General features: G+C 67.0%; 21 protein-coding genes and 1 pseudogene. 10 read left to right on the top strand and 12 right to left on the bottom strand.

The genetic code is table 11. The features are described 5' to 3' along the window. Positions 1-2 precede the first annotated feature (2 nt). The 3 genes from ACQEVO_RS07395 to ACQEVO_RS07385 all read right to left on the bottom strand — a co-directional run bounded on the left by ACQEVO_RS07395 (position 3) and on the right by ACQEVO_RS07385 (position 1,715). Positions 3-440 (bottom strand): hypothetical protein, encoded by a 438-nt coding sequence (locus ACQEVO_RS07395; RefSeq protein ID WP_432910219.1) that lies wholly within the window; start codon positions 438-440, stop codon positions 3-5. 25 nt (positions 441-465) lie between these two features. Then, positions 466-1,101, bottom strand: a complete 636-nt coding sequence (locus ACQEVO_RS07390; RefSeq protein ID WP_432910217.1) for a GNAT family N-acetyltransferase — start codon at positions 1,099-1,101, stop codon at positions 466-468. A 164-nt stretch (positions 1,102-1,265) separates the two neighbouring features. After that, positions 1,266-1,715 (bottom strand): dienelactone hydrolase family protein, encoded by a 450-nt coding sequence (locus tag ACQEVO_RS07385; protein WP_432910216.1) that lies wholly within the window; start codon positions 1,713-1,715, stop codon positions 1,266-1,268. Between the two features lie 186 nt (positions 1,716-1,901). Here ACQEVO_RS07385 and ACQEVO_RS07380 point away from each other — a divergent pair, with 186 nt between their 5' ends. After that, positions 1,902-2,960 (top strand): IS110 family transposase, encoded by a 1,059-nt coding sequence (locus tag ACQEVO_RS07380; RefSeq protein ID WP_432910213.1) that lies wholly within the window; start codon positions 1,902-1,904, stop codon positions 2,958-2,960. Positions 2,961-2,999: 39 nt separating this feature from the next. Here the strand turns inward: ACQEVO_RS07380 and ACQEVO_RS07375 are convergent. The 3 genes and pseudogenes from ACQEVO_RS07375 to ACQEVO_RS07365 all read right to left on the bottom strand — a co-directional run. Next, a pseudogene (locus tag ACQEVO_RS07375) lies at positions 3,000-3,326 on the bottom strand (dienelactone hydrolase family protein); the annotation flags it as partial. A gap of 297 nt (positions 3,327-3,623) precedes the next feature. Continuing rightward, positions 3,624-4,055, bottom strand: a complete 432-nt coding sequence (locus ACQEVO_RS07370; protein ID WP_432910211.1) for a chromate resistance protein ChrB domain-containing protein — start codon at positions 4,053-4,055, stop codon at positions 3,624-3,626. Beyond that, positions 4,052-4,585 (bottom strand): Chromate resistance protein ChrB, encoded by a 534-nt coding sequence (locus ACQEVO_RS07365; RefSeq protein WP_432910210.1) that lies wholly within the window; start codon positions 4,583-4,585, stop codon positions 4,052-4,054. Before ACQEVO_RS07365 ends, ACQEVO_RS07370 begins: the two co-directional genes overlap by 4 nt. 78 nt (positions 4,586-4,663) lie before the next feature. Here ACQEVO_RS07365 and chrA point away from each other — a divergent pair, with 78 nt between their 5' ends. Further along, complete coding sequence (gene chrA, locus ACQEVO_RS07360) at positions 4,664-6,064, top strand: chromate efflux transporter (RefSeq protein WP_432910207.1); 1,401 nt, start codon at positions 4,664-4,666, stop codon at positions 6,062-6,064. Between the two features lie 11 nt (positions 6,065-6,075). Here the strand turns inward: chrA and ACQEVO_RS07355 are convergent, their stop codons facing one another. Continuing rightward, a complete protein-coding gene (locus ACQEVO_RS07355) occupies positions 6,076-6,378 on the bottom strand; it encodes a hypothetical protein (protein ID WP_432910204.1) in 303 nt (100 codons plus the stop codon). Positions 6,379-6,387: 9 nt separating this feature from the next. On the opposite strand from ACQEVO_RS07355, the gene ACQEVO_RS07350 reads away from it, so the two are divergent. From ACQEVO_RS07350 to ACQEVO_RS07330, 5 genes are read left to right on the top strand one after another with little or no spacing between them, the layout of a single operon-like run. After that, entirely contained in the window at positions 6,388-6,765 is a 378-nt protein-coding gene (locus tag ACQEVO_RS07350; RefSeq protein WP_432910202.1) for an ArsR/SmtB family transcription factor, read from the top strand. Then, positions 6,762-7,853 (top strand): ACR3 family arsenite efflux transporter, encoded by a 1,092-nt coding sequence (gene arsB, locus ACQEVO_RS07345; RefSeq protein WP_432910200.1) that lies wholly within the window; start codon positions 6,762-6,764, stop codon positions 7,851-7,853. The genes ACQEVO_RS07350 and arsB overlap by 4 nt, the downstream gene beginning before the upstream one ends. After that, positions 7,850-8,272: a low molecular weight phosphatase family protein gene (locus ACQEVO_RS07340; protein ID WP_432910197.1), complete on the top strand. Its 423-nt coding sequence runs from the start codon at positions 7,850-7,852 to the stop codon at positions 8,270-8,272. Before arsB ends, ACQEVO_RS07340 begins: the two co-directional genes overlap by 4 nt. A 30-nt stretch (positions 8,273-8,302) precedes the next feature. Continuing rightward, positions 8,303-8,971, top strand: a complete 669-nt coding sequence (locus tag ACQEVO_RS07335; RefSeq protein ID WP_432910194.1) for an arsenate reductase ArsC — start codon at positions 8,303-8,305, stop codon at positions 8,969-8,971. A 12-nt stretch (positions 8,972-8,983) separates the two neighbouring features. Beyond that, positions 8,984-9,394, top strand: a complete 411-nt coding sequence (locus tag ACQEVO_RS07330) for an arsenate reductase ArsC (protein WP_432910192.1) — start codon at positions 8,984-8,986, stop codon at positions 9,392-9,394. Positions 9,395-9,466: 72 nt separating this feature from the next. On the opposite strand, the gene ACQEVO_RS07325 is transcribed toward ACQEVO_RS07330, so the two are convergent. From ACQEVO_RS07325 to ACQEVO_RS07315, 3 genes are read right to left on the bottom strand one after another with little or no spacing between them, the layout of a single operon-like run. Beyond that, entirely contained in the window at positions 9,467-10,549 is a 1,083-nt protein-coding gene (locus ACQEVO_RS07325; protein ID WP_432910190.1) for a flavin-containing monooxygenase, read from the bottom strand. Further along, positions 10,546-11,775: an MFS transporter gene (locus ACQEVO_RS07320; RefSeq protein ID WP_432910188.1), complete on the bottom strand. Its 1,230-nt coding sequence runs from the start codon at positions 11,773-11,775 to the stop codon at positions 10,546-10,548. Before ACQEVO_RS07320 ends, ACQEVO_RS07325 begins: the two co-directional genes overlap by 4 nt. 16 nt (positions 11,776-11,791) lie before the next feature. Further along, a complete protein-coding gene (locus tag ACQEVO_RS07315; RefSeq protein WP_432922450.1) occupies positions 11,792-12,307 on the bottom strand; it encodes an ArsI/CadI family heavy metal resistance metalloenzyme in 516 nt (171 codons plus the stop codon). Between the two features lie 96 nt (positions 12,308-12,403). Between ACQEVO_RS07315 and ACQEVO_RS07310 the strand changes: the two genes are divergently transcribed. Continuing rightward, entirely contained in the window at positions 12,404-12,763 is a 360-nt protein-coding gene (locus tag ACQEVO_RS07310; RefSeq protein WP_432910186.1) for an Rv2640c family ArsR-like transcriptional regulator, read from the top strand. 175 nt (positions 12,764-12,938) lie between these two features. After that, on the top strand, positions 12,939-13,661 hold the full coding sequence (locus ACQEVO_RS07305; RefSeq protein ID WP_432910183.1) for a nucleotidyltransferase domain-containing protein: 723 nt from the start codon (positions 12,939-12,941) through the stop codon (positions 13,659-13,661). Between the two features lie 19 nt (positions 13,662-13,680). Here ACQEVO_RS07305 and ACQEVO_RS07300 read toward each other — a convergent pair whose 3' ends face one another. Next, the gene (locus ACQEVO_RS07300) at positions 13,681-14,133 is read right to left on the bottom strand and encodes a MerR family transcriptional regulator (RefSeq protein ID WP_432910180.1); all 453 of its coding nucleotides are present in this window, start codon (positions 14,131-14,133) and stop codon (positions 13,681-13,683) included. Positions 14,134-14,182: 49 nt separating this feature from the next. On the opposite strand from ACQEVO_RS07300, the gene ACQEVO_RS07295 reads away from it, so the two are divergent. Then, positions 14,183-15,148 carry an alpha/beta hydrolase gene (locus ACQEVO_RS07295; protein ID WP_432910178.1) on the top strand — a complete coding sequence of 322 codons (966 nt, stop codon included), beginning with the start codon at positions 14,183-14,185 and terminating at the stop codon, positions 15,146-15,148. A gap of 176 nt (positions 15,149-15,324) precedes the next feature. On the opposite strand, the gene ACQEVO_RS07290 is transcribed toward ACQEVO_RS07295, so the two are convergent. Next, a complete protein-coding gene (locus ACQEVO_RS07290; protein ID WP_432910175.1) occupies positions 15,325-15,753 on the bottom strand; it encodes a hypothetical protein in 429 nt (142 codons plus the stop codon). Positions 15,754-15,854 lie beyond the last annotated feature (101 nt).

Raw genomic sequence — 15,854 nt, 5'->3', positions numbered from 1 at the left:
CTCTACCCCGGTACAGGGTGCGACCCGAGCAGCAGCGCCTGGACCGCAGCCGCGCGCTCGGAGGGGCGATACGGGATAAGACTGTCTTCGTAGAGGTGGCAGCGGAAGTCTTTTCCGCGCTCATGCGGAGCCCAGCCGCCCTGTACAGCCGCCGTCACAATCCGGGCAACCAGCGCCGGCGTGATCACCACGGGGCCCTCCGTCCCGACGATCAGCCTGGACGAACGACCTCCAGCTCGCTCGACGATGAGATCCATACGTATGGGCGCGTCGATTCCCGAAACGACCCAGCGGTACCTTTCGCCATCGACCACGATGTTGCGAATACCTTTTCGAGGCAATGTCATGCGCCTATCCAACATTCGAGAGCGCACCGACGCAGGCGAATTCCGGGTGGCAGTGAAGCCTTCCGGGGTTTGGCGTGCATCGGTGCGCTGCACACCTGGACTTTGTTCGACGGAACACTCAACGCAGTCTGGCGCTGAGCTGGGCGCCGAGTTCACGAAAGCCCAGGGCGAACGCGACCCGTTGCGACTGCGGAGCGCGTGCCCGCCACTGGGGAAGCAATCCTGCTTGCAGAGCGTGCGCCACTGCCGCAGAACCCGCCAGGCGCGCGAAGCCCCGCCCCCGGCTCCCGGGCGCAGTCAGCACACTCATGTGGGCTGTTCGGCTTGGCCAAGTCCGATATCCGGCGGCTGCGATCACATCGTCCTGGATCCGGATGGCGAAGGCCGGGGAGGTGATCTCGCGGAGCCCGCTTTCCTCCAGATCGTCCTCACCCGCCAGAACTTCGAGCCGGCGTAGATCGGGATGCTCGGCGGAGATCCGCTCGACCGACACCGAACCCGGTGGGGTCGCACGAAAATCGTGCTCGTCGAGGTAGGCCAGCGTAGCCGGGCCCAGCACTTCGGCCAGAGGTAGGAAACAGCCGAGTTTTTCGGGGTCGACGAGGTCCTCGACGGACAACTCTGGCATGGCATCGCGAATCGCCGCGAACGCGGAAACGCTGGGCGCGGTAACGATCGCCCGCCCTTGCAGCACGATGAAGCCGGCCCAGCCGTTCGGGCAGATCATCGCCCGGGGCGAGATCGCCACATCCACAGTGTCAGGCGAGGAGAACGAAACCGGCGCCGCGGCCAGCCCTTCCCAGAGTGCGTGAGCTCTTGTCAGCACCGGATTCGTCGGCATGGCCGCATTCTGCTCACCGCGCGCCCTGCGGGCCACCGCATATCCCACGCCGCGGACAACCTGGCAGGTTTGCTCGGCTACCGGCGCAGAGTGCGATCGAACAGGGCCAGCAGTTCGCGGTAGTGCCGTTCGGCGGCCTCGGGGTCATAGTCGGAGGTGTCGGCCTGGGTGTAGCCGTGTCGAACTCCCTCGTAGACCTCGGTGCGGTAGCGGATGCCGGCATCGGACAGTGCCTTGTCGAACTGGGCAATGTGTTCCGGGGTCATGTGGTGATCGTCGCCGGCGTGGGCGAAATACAGTTCCGCGCTGATATTTTCGACGGCCAGGTGCGGACTGTCCGCAGTGTCGGTGACAAGCGGCCCGCCGTGAAATCCGGCCACCGCCGCAACTCGTTCGGGGAACATGGCGGCGGCCAGCACTGCCAGACGGGCACCCATGCAGTAGCCGGTCAGGCCGACCTTCCCCTCGGCGACCTGCGGAAACACCAACTTGTTGAATTGGGGCCGGAGTTCGTGGTCTGCAGCCATGATCTTCAAGGCTGCGGTCGGGTTCGCTCGGGAAACACCTGTCACCTCCGGGGTTGACTTTCTAACGGCATGCGTCCCGGCCGTGGCCGCCGACAGGGAGTGGCTCGAGAGAGGTCTGCACCGCCCGAAGTTGGTTTGCCCTCCTCGTTGGAACCCCGCTCGTTCGTAGGTCCTCCTGGAGGTGTCATGCCGAAAACCATTCCCACCGATCAGGTCGTGATCGCTGTCGACCCGCACAAAGCATCGTGGACGGCAGTCGTTGTCGATCAACAGTGCCGGCCGCTCGGTTCTGTTCGTGTCGAGGTCAACCGCACCGGCTATCGGCAGCTGCGCCGATTCGCCCAAACCTGGCCCCACGCGATCTGGGCGATCGAAGGAGCTCGTGGGCTCGGGGCGCCCCTGGCGCAGAAGCTGGCCATCGACGGTATCGAAACCCTCGATGTTCCAGCCAAACTCGCCCACCGGGTCAGAATGCTCTCGACCGGCCACGGCCGCAAAACAGACGAAGCCGACGCCCTGTCGGTCGGCATCGCCGCACTCAACAGCACCGGACTGCAGTCCATGCGCACCGACCCGACCGCCCAGGTGCTGCGCACGCTCACCGAATACCGCGACGACCTGATCCGCACCCGCACCCAGACCGCCAACCGACTGCACCGCCTGCTGGTCCAACTGGTACCCGCGGGGCTGCCGAAACGGCTCACCGCCGAGGCCGCGGCGCAGCTGCTGCGGTCGGTGCGTCCGCGTGAACACTACGGCCGGACTCTCCGCCAGGTTGCTGTCGACCTGGTCGCCGAACTTCGCAGGCTCGATCGCCGCATCGACAACGCCACCGACTCACTCCACGCCGTCGTCACCGAATCACGCACCCAGCTCACCACCATCCATGGTGTCGGCACCGTGGTAGCCGCGAAGATCCTCGCGCACACCGGCGACATCCGCCGCTTCCGATCCGCTGCCGCGTTCGCCTCCTATGGCGGTGTCGCTCCGATCGAAGTGTCCTCCGGAGACGCTCGCCGACACCGGCTCTCCCGCGCCGGCGACCGTCAGCTCAACTACGCCCTGCATGTCATCGCGATCACCCAGATCCGACGCGATACCGTCGGACGCGCTTATTACCAGCGCAAACGTGCCGCCGGGAAAGGTCACAAGGAAGCCCTGCGATGCCTGAAACGCCAGCTCGCCGACGTCGTCTACCGGGTCATGCTCCGAGATGCCGGTACCTCTCTGCTGGCCGAGGCTTGACCAGAGAGGAGCCGTAAACCACTCGAGGTAGGCGCCGATATCGGAACGCAGGAGCTCCGGTGTGAGCTCGCGGATCATCGGGAAGACCTGCCGGAAGATCTCCGGCCGCTCCGCGGGGTCGATGAAGTCCGGCAACTCGATCACCGGTGCGCGCCCGTGCCGGTAATAGGCATTCGGAAGCAGGACGGTGTAGCCGTGGGCGGCAATACGATCGGCAAGCGAGCGCAGGCCGGGTCGTAGCCCGAACCCATCCTGTATCACCAGTACCCCCGGATGAACGGCGCCATCGTCGGGGTAGGTGACATACGCGTCGGCGACACCATCGGGTGTCTGTACGTCGGCCGATATACCGTGCAGTGCAGTCATTGTCGGATCCTTCTGTCGTGATCGATGTCCTGTGATCAACACGACGAAGGCGGAGCCCGGGCAATACGGCAGGATCCTCGTTCGACAGGCGGGCCGGCACCAGCCCGCGCGGCGCTCAGAAGAGCACCGGGTAACCCATCCGTGCGTGGCGCAACGCCGTCCCGGTAGTCATCGGCTCACACGATAGTCCGCCGGACAGGACCGATGTCAACTCCGAGATGCACCGTTCAGTGACCTCGCCACCCGGCTTCGACACTGCGGCCGTCCGAGCTACCTCACTCGGCCTGCCGAACAGGGTCAGCCCGGGGTGCGGCCGAGGAGGGTTTCGCGGCGGTAGTACTCGTAGAGGCCGTCGAAGATCGGGCCGGAGACGGTGAGGGTGTGGGTGTCGTCGCCGATCATCGACAATCCGCGCAGGACCGCGTCCAGGCCCGGGGCCTCGGGGGCGTCGAAGCGTTCGTCGTCGATATCGGCCTCGTGCACGATCTCGGCGATCCGCCACAGCACCGGGTCGGTGAGATCGTGGCGGCGCAGAATGGTTTCGAAGCTGCAGTCCCCGCCGTGGTGGCCGAGTTCGACTCCGCGCATATCGAACGGGGTGGCTTGCGCGGGCACCTCGGCCGGGTCGGCGACGAACACGAACTCTGCCGCCGGATCGATTTCGCGGCGGATCAACCAGGCGCAGGCGGCGCGGTCGATGTGGATACCGGCGCGGGTGGCCCATTTCATGCGGACTCCTCGGAGGTGTGGTCGGGGTGCAGGGCCGCCACCGCACGCACCGCGGCGGCGCGCTCCGGCGGCGGGAAGTAGTCGCGGCGCTGGATCCGGCGTAGCTCGGCGCGCAGCCGGCGTAATGCCCGCAGCCGCTCCGGTTCGGCCAGCGCGGCGGCCTGTTCGGCTTCGGTGATCACCGCGGTGTACTCGACGGTGCGGGCATCGGCCATCTCCTGCGCCAGGCGGCGTTCCGGCCCGAGCGCGGCAGGCCGGGCCAGCCACACCATCGCTTCCCCGCCGCCTTCGACGATCTCCTCGGCGATCCAGTCCAGTTGCTCGCGAGTGCGTGCATCGGCCGGTAAGGCCACGACTCCGTCCCCGAGCGAGGCCACACCCAGGCGTTTCAGTTTGCGCCACACCGTGATCCGCGCCGTCGAGGGGTTGCGCGGCATCCGATACGAGAGCAGCACCCACTGCCCCGCGGCGTGCGCCCGCCCGGACGATGCGCTGCGCACACCCTCACCCTTTCGCTCGTCTGCGACCACCCCGCCCACCATAGCGCAACCGTGGTTGCAATTTTTCTCACATTCCGAAACACTGCAACCACGGTTACATTTTCCGGCATGGATCCGGATGGAGAAGGGGAACGCCCCGTGCTACGCGACACCACCACAGACCTCATCCCGCTACGCACCGCGACCAAGGCGTGGTTCCTCATCTCCCTGCAGACCTTCGGCGGCCCGGCCGGCCAGATCGCGGTCATGCAGCGCACCTTGGTCGAGGAGAAACGCTGGATCGGCCAGCAACGTTTCCTGCACGCCCTCAACTACTGCATGCTGCTCCCCGGCCCCGAAGCCCAGCAGCTGGCCATATACATCGGCTGGCTGCTCAACGGCCGCCGCGGCGGCCTCATCGCCGGCACCCTGTTCGTCCTGCCCGGCATGCTCGCACTACTCGCTTTGTCGGCGATCTACGTCGGATTCGGGGACACCACCCTGGTCACCGCCCTCCTGGCCGGCCTCGCCCCCGCCGTCGTGGTCATCGTCGCCCAAGCCGTCCTACGCGTCGGGCGCCGCGCCCTCACCCGGCCCGGGCTGATCGCGATCGCCGTCGCCGCTTTCGCGGCGCTCACCCTGTTCGCGGTCCCGTTCCCGATCGTCATCGCCGCCGCCGCGGCGGCCGGATGGGCACTCGGACGCAAGAACCCTGCCACACCGGGACACTCCGGCGATTCCGGCGAGGACGCCGACGCGAACGCGCCGCTGATCGCCGATGACGCACTGCACCACGAGTCACCCTCGACCCGGCGCAGCCTCACCGTGCTCGGCATCGGACTGCTCATCTGGGCCGCCCCCGTCGCGGCCGCCGCCGTATTCCTCGGCACCACCAGCACACTCACCGCTCAAGGCGTGTTCTTCTCCGGCACCGCGGTGGTCACCTTCGGCGGCGCCTACGCCGTGCTGGCCTTCGTCGCCCAACGCGCCGTCGAGGTCTACGGGTGGCTCTCCCCCACCGATATGGTCCGCGGCCTCGCCCTGGCCGAATCCACCCCCGGCCCCCTGATCATGGTCGTCCAATTCGTCGCGTTCCTCGGCGCCTACCACCATCCCGGAACACTCGACCCCTGGGTCGCAGGCGTTCTCGGTTCCCTGCTCACCACGTGGGTCACCTTCGTGCCCTGCTTCCTGTTCATCCTGCTCGGCGCCCCTTATGTCGAACGCCTCCGGCACAACCACACTCTGTCGTCCGCGTTGACCGGCATCACCGCGGCCGTCGTCGGCGTCATCGCCAACCTCGGCCTCTACTTCACCCTCCACACCCTGTTCACCGGCACCCACACCGTCACCACCGGCCCGCTGCACCTCCAACTCCCCGACCCCACCAGCATCCAACCCATTGCCCTCGCGATCACCGCGATCGCCGCGGTCCTCGCCTTCAAACTCGACTGGTCCATGCTGCGCATCCTCGGCGTCAGCGTCCTCCTCGGCCTCACCGCAGGCTTGGCCGGACCACTCTTCACCTGACCGCCGACCCATCACCGCAGGGGCGCGGAGACGTCGAGGCGCCGGGCGGTTATGCGGGCGGGTTCTTCCGGAACTCGAACAGTATGCCGCGGGTGGTGTGCCGACGTGCCGGATGAAGCGATATCGGAGGGTTTCGATCGAGCCGAGGTGGCGAGGTCGCCCTGCATCCATTGCAGTGCCGGCCCGAGATCGTCGGATTGCGCTGCGGGCGCCGGCCGCTCGATCGGCGAACCGTAATGGGTGAACAATTCCCAGAGCGACGTGTGGCGGTGTTCATCTGGTGTTGGTTTGTCTACGGAATAGATCACTGTCAATATCGATGTATGTCTAAACCGCAGTTGCCGGTGATACCGGTCGAGGCCTGTAATCCCGCCTCCCGGGTACGGGAACCCTTGTCGGCGGAGGCCGCGGTGGAGTTGGCCGCAGTGTTCAAAGCGCTGTCCGATCCGGTGCGGTTGCGGCTGTTGAGTTCGATCGCTTCGCGGGCCGGGATGGAGGCCTGTGTGTGTGATCTGTCCGAGGGCATCGACCTCACCCAGCCGACTATCTCCCACCATCTGAAAGTGCTGCGCGAAGCAGGGCTGCTGACCAGCGAACGCCGCGCGTCCTGGGTGTACTACCGAGTTGTCCCGCAGGCGTTGGCGCGGGTCTCGGACGCTTTGCTGCTGGAGAGCGGCGAGGCCGCGGTGGTGAGCGCGTGAGCGCCACCGATACCACGGAGTCCGGTGTGGTGGGCAAACTGTCCACACTGGACCGATTCCTGCCCGTCTGGATCGGTGTGGCCATGGCCGCCGGCCTGCTGCTGGGCCGGCTGATACCGGGCCTCGGCGATGGCCTGGCCGCAGTGGAGATCGACGGCATCTCGCTGCCGATCGCGATCGGGCTTCTGATCATGATGTACCCGGTACTGGCCAAGGTCCGCTACGACCGCCTCGACACGGTCACCGGCGATCGCCGCCTGCTGGTCGGGTCGCTGGTGCTGAACTGGGTACTGGGTCCGGCGCTGATGTTCGCGCTGGCGTGGCTGCTGTTGCCCGACCTCCCGGAGTACCGGACCGGGTTGATCATCGTCGGGCTGGCGCGGTGTATCGCCATGGTGATCATCTGGAACGACCTCGCCTGCGGGGACCGCGAAGCCGCCGCCGTGCTGGTGGCCTTGAACTCGATCTTCCAGGTCATCACGTTCGCAGTCCTGGGCTGGTTCTACCTCTCGGTCCTGCCCGGATGGCTGGGACTGGAACAAACCACCATCGAGGCATCACCGTGGCAGATCGCGAAATCGGTACTGATCTTCCTCGGCATCCCACTACTGGCCGGATACCTCACCCGCAGGTTCGGCGAACGCGCCAAAGGCCGCGACTGGTACGAATCCACGCTGATTCCACGGATCGGGCCGTGGGCACTCTACGGCCTGCTGTTCACCATCGTGTTGCTGTTCGCGCTGCAAGGCGACCGCATCACCTCCCAGCCCCTCGACGTGGTCCGCATCGCGGTCCCGCTGCTCGCGTATTTCGCGATCATGTGGGGCGGCGGCTACCTACTCGGCGCGATGATGGGCCTCGGGTACGAGCGCACCACCACGCTCGCGTTCACCGCCGCGGGCAACAACTTCGAACTTGCCATCGCGGTCGCGATCGCCACCTACGGCGCCACCTCCGGCCAGGCCTTGGCCGGGGTCGTGGGCCCGCTGATCGAGGTCCCCGTCCTGGTCGCGCTGGTGTATGTGTCGCTGGCCCTGCGTAACCGGTTCCGCACTTCCGCGGCGGTAACCGAAGTGGGGTCGCGATGACCACGGCCCCGATGGTGCTGTTCGTCTGTGTCCGCAACAGCGGCAAATCGCAGATGGCGGCCGGGCTGATGCACCAGGCCGCCGGCGGCCGGGTCGTCGCGCTGTCGGCGGGCACCGACCCGGGCACGAAGCTCAACGCATTATCGGTGGCCGCCCTCGGCGAGGTCGGAGTCGATATCGCGGACGGATACCCGAAACCGGTCGATGCCGAACTCCTCGCTGCCGCCGACCTCGTGGTCATCCTGGGCCGCGAAGCTCGGATCGATGCCCCGGACGGTGTGCGGTTGCTGCGGTGGGAGACCGATGAACCCTCGGAGCGCGAGATCGAGGGGATCCAGCGGATGCGGTTGGTCCGTGACGATATCGCCGCCCGCGTCCGAGCCCTTGCTACCGAACTCAGCCCAGCTGTTCAGTCCTGACCCTTCCTTCTCGAGTATCGGACAACGGATATGACCGAATCGCCCGTCCCCATGACCGCGTTGCGTGCGGATTTGAGTATCGACCAGCATGTGGCGTTGAAAACGGCTGCGACCCGGTTACAGCGGGAGTTCGACGGCACCTTCGGTGTGGAAACCATCGAACGGTTCCTGCACTCCTCCTACGAACAGTTCGCCGGCCGCGCCACCATCGTCAACTTCCTTCCCCTGCTGGCCGAGCGGTTCGCCCGCCAACGCCTGCACGCCCTGGCCAAGGTCGAAGGCCTCACCCACACCGGGACCCCGACCGTGCTGTTCCTGTGCACCCACAACGCCGGCCGCTCCCAGATGGCACTCGGGCTGTTCACCCACCTCGCCGACGAGCACGCCATCGCCTGGTCCGGGGGCAGCGAACCAGGCGACGAAATCAATCCCGCCGCGGTCGAGGCCATGGCCGAGATCGGGATCGACATCACCGGCGAGTATCCGAAGCCGTGGACCGAGGAGATCCTGAAAGCCGCCGACGTCATCATCACCATGGGCTGCGGCGATGCCTGCCCGGTCTATCCCGGCCGCCGCTATGAGGATTGGGACCTGCCCGATCCGGCGGGTCTCGATGTCGCCGATATCCGGCCGATCCGCGCCGAGATCGAAACCCGTGTGCGTGCCCTGCTCACCGAACTCAACGTCCCCACCGCCTGAAAGGCCCTTGCCGTGACCGATAAGCCGAGTGTGTTGTTCGTCTGCGTCCACAATGCCGGGCGCTCCCAGATGGCCGCCGGATTCCTCACCCACCTCGCCGGCGGGGCGATCGAGGTCCGCTCCGCCGGCAGCGCCCCCGCCGAACACCTCAACCCCGCAGCGGTGCAGGCGATGGCCGAGGTCGGGATCGATATCACCGCCCAGGCCCCGAAGATCCTCACCCCCGACGCGGTGCAGTCCTCGGACGTGGTGATCACCATGGGCTGCGGGGACACCTGCCCGGTGTTCCCCGGAATCAGCTACCGCGACTGGGACCTGGAAGATCCTGCCGGTCGAGGTGTGGAAGCGGTCCGCCCGATCCGCGACGAAATCCGAGCGCGGGTCGAGGCGCTCATCTCCGAGCTACTGCCCGCCCACGCCTGAACCCCACCCGGCGGGCACCACGGTCAAGGGGGAGGCGAGCTGACCGGCCGCCGCCTCGACGCCCTCAGCGGGTCACCGCACCGGCCGACGCCGCCACGCTGCTGCCGGTCGTAGCCGCCGCACCAGATAGGCGGCATCCCGGCCCACCCCACGCAGCGAGTTCGACGACGGAGTCCGTTGCCACTCCAACCCGAGGAACCCCAAACCCGGATGGGTCGGCGACAGACCCTGGCTCTGCCGCGGCACCCCGGACTCGGTCACCGCGCCGGTACCGGCGAGATAGGGCAGGTGCGGGCGGTAACCGGTGGCGAAGACGACCACATCCACCGGCATGCGAGAACCATCCCGCCACACCACACCCTCGGATGTGAACGCGGTGAACATCTCCCGCCGCTGCGGTTTCCCGGCCGCAAGCGCGGTCCGGTAGCGGCCTGCGTCGAGCACCGGCTGCGTCGGCGCATCCTTCACGATCCGGCCCAGCGGGGCGGCGTCGAATCCGCTGACGGTGAACCAGAAATGCACATCCCGGCCCAGCGGCCGCTGTGGCACGAACTTCACCGGCGCCCGACTGGCCAGCACCACCTGTGTGTGTTCGGCGAGTTCGGCGGCGATCTGCACCGCAGAGTTGCCCGCTCCCACCACGATCACCCGCTGATCCGTGAACTCGCCAGGGGTCCGGTACTCGCCGGCGTGCAGGAGCCGGCCTTCGAACTCGTCCCGCCCGGGCACGGCAGGCAGAAACGGGGAATCGAACGAACCCGTCGCCGCGATTACCCGCGGTGCGGTGAACACCGCACCGGATCCAGTGGTGACCGCGAATCCCTTACCGCCGGTATAGGTGACGGTCTCGACAGGGGTCCTGGTGTGGATATCGGCGCCCACGTCGGCGGCGTAGGAGCGCAGGTAGTCGATCACTTCGTCGCGGTGGGGATACCGGTCCGGATCACCGGGGAAGCAGCGCCCGGGCAAGGCGCTGTAGCGGGCAGGAGAGAACAGGGTCAGGCTGTCGTAATACCGCGGCCACGACCCGGTCGCCTCCCCGGAAGCTTCGAGTATCGCGGTGTTCAGGTGTTGGGCGGTGAGGTAGTGGGCGGCAGCAAGACCGGACTGGCCACCGCCGATGACCACCGCGTCGTAGTCGTATTCGCTTGTCACAACATCTCTTTCTCCGAAACGGTGGTACCGGTGAAAGGCGCGATCACCGCAGCGAGGGCGGCGACGGCGCCGAGGATGAGGTAGGTGTGGGCGTAGCTGCCGGTCCAGGCCGACAGCACGGTGCCTGCCCACGGGGCCAGCGCGGACACGATCACCACCGGCGCCGACAACAACCCGTTGAGGCGGCCGTAGTGGGTGGCGCCCCATCGGTCGGTGATCGCGGTGGCCTGGATCAGGGTGAAGATACCGCGAACCAACCCGGCTCCGATTGCGACCGCGATCAAGACGAACACTGCCGACACCACTCCGAGCAGAGCGGTGAAGACGGCGAGCGCGGCCAGGACCACCACGGTGCGAGTGGTGGCACCGGTATAGCGGGCCAGCGGCAGGTACCCGATCCGGCCCAACACCTGTCCGGCGCCGCCGAGTCCGAGCGCGGTCGCCGCCAAACCCGGGCTGAACCCGTGCTCCTGGAGCAGGGCGACCAGGTTGAAGATGCCGGCGAAGCCGGCGAACGCAGCCAGGCACATGGTGACGACCAGCGCGGCGAAGCGTGGACTGCGCGCGATCTGCGTGTGGTCGGCATGCGCGGGCTCGGCCGGGACCGGTGGGTCCGGCCATGTGCCTTGCAGGCCGAACCAGTGCACCGGCACCGTCAGCACCGTCAGGACCGCAGCGAGGACGAGATAGGTGACGCGCCAATCAGAATGCGAGTCCAGGGCGGCCGTCAGCGGAGCGAACACCGTGGACGCCAGACCACCGGCCAGAGTCAGGATCATCAGCGCGGTCACACGCTGCGATCCCCACCAGCGGGTCAACGCAGCGAACGCCGGGGGATACAGGACCGCGCCCATCGCCACCCCTGCCGCCAGCCAGCCGAGATAGAACACGACCAGGTTCGGTGCGGCCGCGATCGCGACGAGTGCGGCGACCCCGAGAACCGATCCGGCGGTCATCACCCGCCGCGGGCCGGTCCGGTCGATGACCGCGCCCACCGGGATCCCGGTGAGCGCGGTCGCGAGCTGTCCGAGGGAGAAGGCGGCGGTGATCACCGGCGCCGACCACCCCGTCTCCCGGGTGATCGAGGTCGACAACACCGGAAACGCGTAATACAGGATCCCCCAACTCGATATCTGGGTCAGGCACAGCACCGCCAACACCCGCCGGCGCCCCGCCCGCGACAACCCGTCTACCACTGCCGCGGGCGCGGTCTCCACATCGGTCACGCCGAGACCCGAGCGTCTACTGAGCGACAGCGGCCGGAGCGCAGCACGCCGCCTGCGACTCGGCCTCAGCGTCAGCCTCGGGTGCGGAATCGCCGCCGGTGCCGCAGCACGCCTGTACCGCCTCCCCGTCGTCCTTTCCGGCGAAGCGGGGTTCGGTGCCGAAGTGCTCGGTATCGGCCAGCACGGTGTAGACCTCCCACCGTTCCTTGTTCGGGCCGGTCACCCAGACTTTGTCCTGGGTGGCGAAGCAACAGGTCGTCGCGATCTGCTCCTCGGTGAACAGCCCGGCTTCCGAAAGGCGCGCGATCTCGGCGTGCACCTTCTCCGAGGACTCCACTTCCACCCCGAGATGATTCACACTGCCGCCCTGGCCTGGGTTCTCGATGAGAACCAGCTTCAGCGGCGGCTCGGCGACTGCGAAATTCGCATAGCCGGGCTTACGCTTCGCCGGCTGGACCCCGAACAGGGTCGAGTAGAACTCGACGGCCTGCTCCAGATCGTCGACGTTGAGTGCGAGCTGAACACGTGACATCATGACCACCACCTGTTTGACATATATCGAAGTACTGACAGGCGCCAGTCTGCCACCTTTTCGACATAAGTCAACATCGTAGGTAGGATGGATTTCATGCCCAAAGCGCTGCCCGTCATCGACATGACCGCACCCGTGTGCTGCCCGCCCGTAGCAGCCGGGCCGATCGACGACGAAGCCGCCCTGCACGTCGCACTCCGGCTGAAAGCCCTGGCCGACCCCGTTCGGGTGAAACTGATGTCGCTGCTGCTGACAAGCCCCGAGACCGGCCGTAACGGTGGCGAACTCGCCGACGCGGTCGGGCTCGCCGAATCCACGGTCAGCCACCACCTCGGTCAGCTCCGGAAAGCCGGGCTGGTGACTTCGGAACGCCACGGCATGAACGTCATCCACCGCGGCCACCGCGACGCCCTCGCGGCACTCTGCGTAGTCCTCGATCCCAACTGCTGCCGGTAACTACGACGCCGCCTCGGCACGATCGACCCCGCGCGCGACACGGCATCCGGAGTCGGTGAAAGTCCTCCCAGGTCTGCACGTCCGGTGCCCCGGGCCTGCTGTGGCGAGTAACCAGCCGCGCCGCGAAACGGCCGGGACCGTTGCTCCGCTGCGTGGAACCGGATCCCATAGAAGTATGAGCATCGACGGGTTCGATATCGCGCGGAGTCTGGTCTGTGAACGCTTCCCCAGGGCACGGGCAGCTTGGCTGGGTGGCAGCACGGTGCTCGGAATAGCGACGCCCACTTCGGATCTGGACATCAGCGTGCTTCTCGATGGCCCACCCGCCCCGTATCGAGAATCACTGCGGCACCGGGGGTGGCCGGTCGAGCTGTTCGTACACACCGAAGAAGCGATGCAGTACTTCCTGGAAAAGGACCGCAAGACCCGGCGGCCGGCGACCCTGCGGCTGATCGGCCACTCCTTGGTCCTGCTCGACAGCGACGGCACCGGCGAGTATCTCCAGCAACTGTATGCGGCACAACTGGCCGCCGGCCCGGACCCGCTCACCACTGAGGAATTGCTGGCGGCTCGCTACGGAATCACCGACCGGCTGGACGATCTCGCGGGCTGCGTGGACGACGACGAACGGCTCCTGATCGCCGCCGACCTATGGCGGGCTACTGCGGAGCTGCTGCTCACCGGGCACGCCCGGTGGACAGGAACCGGCAAATGGTTACATCGGGAGCTGGCCACCTTCGACCGCGATACCGGCACGGAATACGCGAAAGCGTTGGCGCACGGCGTGCGCGCGGTGGCGCGCGGGAACGCGGAGCCGATCGCCGAAACCGTCACCCACGTGCTGAACATCTTCGGCGGCCGATTATTCGACGGATTCACCGCCCAGGGACCCGTCTGAGCACCAGCCCGCGCATGTGTCAGGGCCGGGAGACCGCGGGCGCGGCGGGCGTGAAGGCGGCCGGAGCCGGCGAGGCCGCGCGCGTGTTGCCGGTATCGGCGATGGTCGATTTGAACCGGGGGCATTCGACCAAGGGTTCATGGGTGCAGGTCGCTGCGTGGTGCAGACTGTCGCGCATGCGGGTCAGCCGGGCGATGTCGTGGTCGAGTTGATTCGCCCGTTGCGCGAGGTGGGCGCGTAATTCGGTGTCGTCCGGCGTCGCTGTCAGGAACCGCTGGATCTGCGCCAGGGTGAAACCTGCCCCACGTGCGCAATCTATGAGCATCAGCCGATCGAGTACATCGGGCTCGAACGTGCGGCGCAATCCGTTGCGGCCGGCCGAATCAATGAGCCCGCGCCGTTCGTAGTACCGCAGGGTCGACGGCGCCAACCCGGACCGGGCGGCCACCTCGGCGATATCGAGTAATTCCACAGCCGCAACTCCTTGACTTGAACCACGCTTCAAGTCAGAGGATAGCGGCATGAGCACACCGAATACACCCACCTCCGGGTTGCATCCTCAGGTACAGGCATATCTGGAACGGATCTCGCGCGCCGGCTTCGCGGAACTGCATACGTTCACTCCCGAGCAGGCGCGCGAAGGGCTGCGACGCCAGATCCCGATGCTCGCCGAACCGGAGCAGGTCGCCGCGATCGAGAACCGCGTCATCCCGGCGGCCGGCCACCAGGTCCCCATCCGGATATATACACCGGCCGGCGTGGCACCACTGCCGGTCGTGGTGTTCTTCCACGGGGGCGGGTTCGTTGTCGGTGATCTCGACACCCATGACGGCCTGTGCCGCAGCCTCGCCAACGGCGCGGGCGCCGCTGTCGTCTCGGTCGGCTACCCCTTGGCACCGGAGCACAGATTTCCCACCGCAGTGGAGGTATGTTTCGCCGCTACGCAGTGGGTCGCGGCACACGCTGGCAGTTTCGGCGCCGATGGAGACAGGATCGCGGTCGCCGGTGACAGCGCTGGAGGCAACCTGGCTGCGGTCGTTACGCATATGGCCCGCGATCTCGGAGGACCGCCGCTGACCTTCCAGTTGCTCATTTATCCCGATACGGATTTCCGGCGCAGCAATTTCAGCATCCGGGAGTTCGCCGGCAGGTACGGCAACATCACGCGCGCGGGCCAGCACTGGTTCATGGACAATTATCTGCGCCGCGAGGAGGAGAAACTCGATCCGCGTGTCTCCCCGCTGCTGGCGACCGACCATTCCGGCTTGCCGCCGGCACTGGTCGTCACCGCCGAATACGATGCGCTGCGGGACGAGGGCGAAGAGTATGCCGCCGCACTGGCCGGCGCGGGGGTGGCGGTCGAGGTCCGCCGCTACCCGGGAATGATCCACGAGTTCATGCGCCATCCGTTCGATGCCGGCGCCACAGCGCGTTCCGAAGCCGCCGCCGCATTACGCCGGGCATTCGCCGGAGTCTCCGAGCGATAGCGACGGTTCGCCGATTCGGCGAGACGGAGACCACAGGTGCGGCACGCTCCGCGGATCGGCGATGCATCGGGCTCGAACTCGAGGCCACTTGCCTGCGCCGTCCGCGGGAGTGCAGTCCGCGTATCGACCCCGCCACGGCCGAGGCCGTCGTGGCGGGGATCGACGCGGGTCGCTGCTCAGATTCGGGTCATGGTCGAGGCGTATCCGCCCCCGCCGGGGTAAACCCATTCGCCCGTGACGGTGGTGCCGTCGGCGTCGAAGGTGCCCCGGTAGTAGGCGGGGCTGCCTTTGACACCGCCCCAGATGGTGAGTGTGTCACCGGCCAGTTCGTAGACGTAGTCGAAGGTGTTACCGAGGGAGTCGTAGTAGCGCGAGGCCACGTCGGGGCCGGTCGGCTCGCCGAACGGACGCAGGTTGCCGATCACTTCCATACCGGTGACGGGTTCGCCGTACTGGGTGAGATCGATGTGCTGGAGCAGGAAGAACCCGCCCGGCATCCATTCGTAGCGCACGGTCCCTTCCGCGCCGCCGCTCACCTTCCAGGTGCCGACGAGGCGGTCCAGTGCCTTCAGTTCGGGGGTGGGCTGCTGCTGGGTCTCGTTCATTTTCGTCCTCCTGTGTGGTTTGTTCGCTGCTACCTCGGTGCCGTCCCGCGGCCTTCGACACGGATCGACTGTGATCTGAATCACTTCTTCCTGTGTAGAGA

This window comes from Nocardia sp. CA-290969, from assembly GCF_050936135.1.
In the GTDB taxonomy this organism is placed as follows: Bacteria; Actinomycetota; Actinomycetes; order Mycobacteriales; family Mycobacteriaceae; genus Nocardia.
The sequence above is the reverse complement of the archived record's forward strand: the minus strand, read 5'-3'. Positions and strand labels throughout refer to the sequence as shown.

Bases quoted from the DNA above. Each gene is read 5' to 3' on its own strand.
- chrA (WP_432910207.1), top strand. From the start codon at position 4,664: ATGGATCCGGATGGAGAAGGGGAACGCCCCGTGCTACGCGACACCACC.
- ACQEVO_RS07335 (WP_432910194.1), top strand. From the start codon at position 8,303: ATGACCGAATCGCCCGTCCCCATGACCGCGTTGCGTGCGGATTTGAGT.
- ACQEVO_RS07310 (WP_432910186.1), top strand. From the start codon at position 12,404: ATGCCCAAAGCGCTGCCCGTCATCGACATGACCGCACCCGTGTGCTGC.
- ACQEVO_RS07305 (WP_432910183.1), top strand. From the start codon at position 12,939: ATGAGCATCGACGGGTTCGATATCGCGCGGAGTCTGGTCTGTGAACGC.
- ACQEVO_RS07340 (WP_432910197.1), top strand. From the start codon at position 7,850: ATGACCACGGCCCCGATGGTGCTGTTCGTCTGTGTCCGCAACAGCGGC.
- ACQEVO_RS07370 (WP_432910211.1), bottom strand. From the start codon at position 4,055: ATGAAATGGGCCACCCGCGCCGGTATCCACATCGACCGCGCCGCCTGC.
- ACQEVO_RS07315 (WP_432922450.1), bottom strand. From the start codon at position 12,307: ATGTCACGTGTTCAGCTCGCACTCAACGTCGACGATCTGGAGCAGGCC.
- ACQEVO_RS07350 (WP_432910202.1), top strand. From the start codon at position 6,388: ATGTCTAAACCGCAGTTGCCGGTGATACCGGTCGAGGCCTGTAATCCC.
- ACQEVO_RS07380 (WP_432910213.1), top strand. From the start codon at position 1,902: ATGCCGAAAACCATTCCCACCGATCAGGTCGTGATCGCTGTCGACCCG.
- ACQEVO_RS07290 (WP_432910175.1), bottom strand. From the start codon at position 15,753: ATGAACGAGACCCAGCAGCAGCCCACCCCCGAACTGAAGGCACTGGAC.
- ACQEVO_RS07295 (WP_432910178.1), top strand. From the start codon at position 14,183: ATGAGCACACCGAATACACCCACCTCCGGGTTGCATCCTCAGGTACAG.
- ACQEVO_RS07385 (WP_432910216.1), bottom strand. From the start codon at position 1,715: ATGGCTGCAGACCACGAACTCCGGCCCCAATTCAACAAGTTGGTGTTT.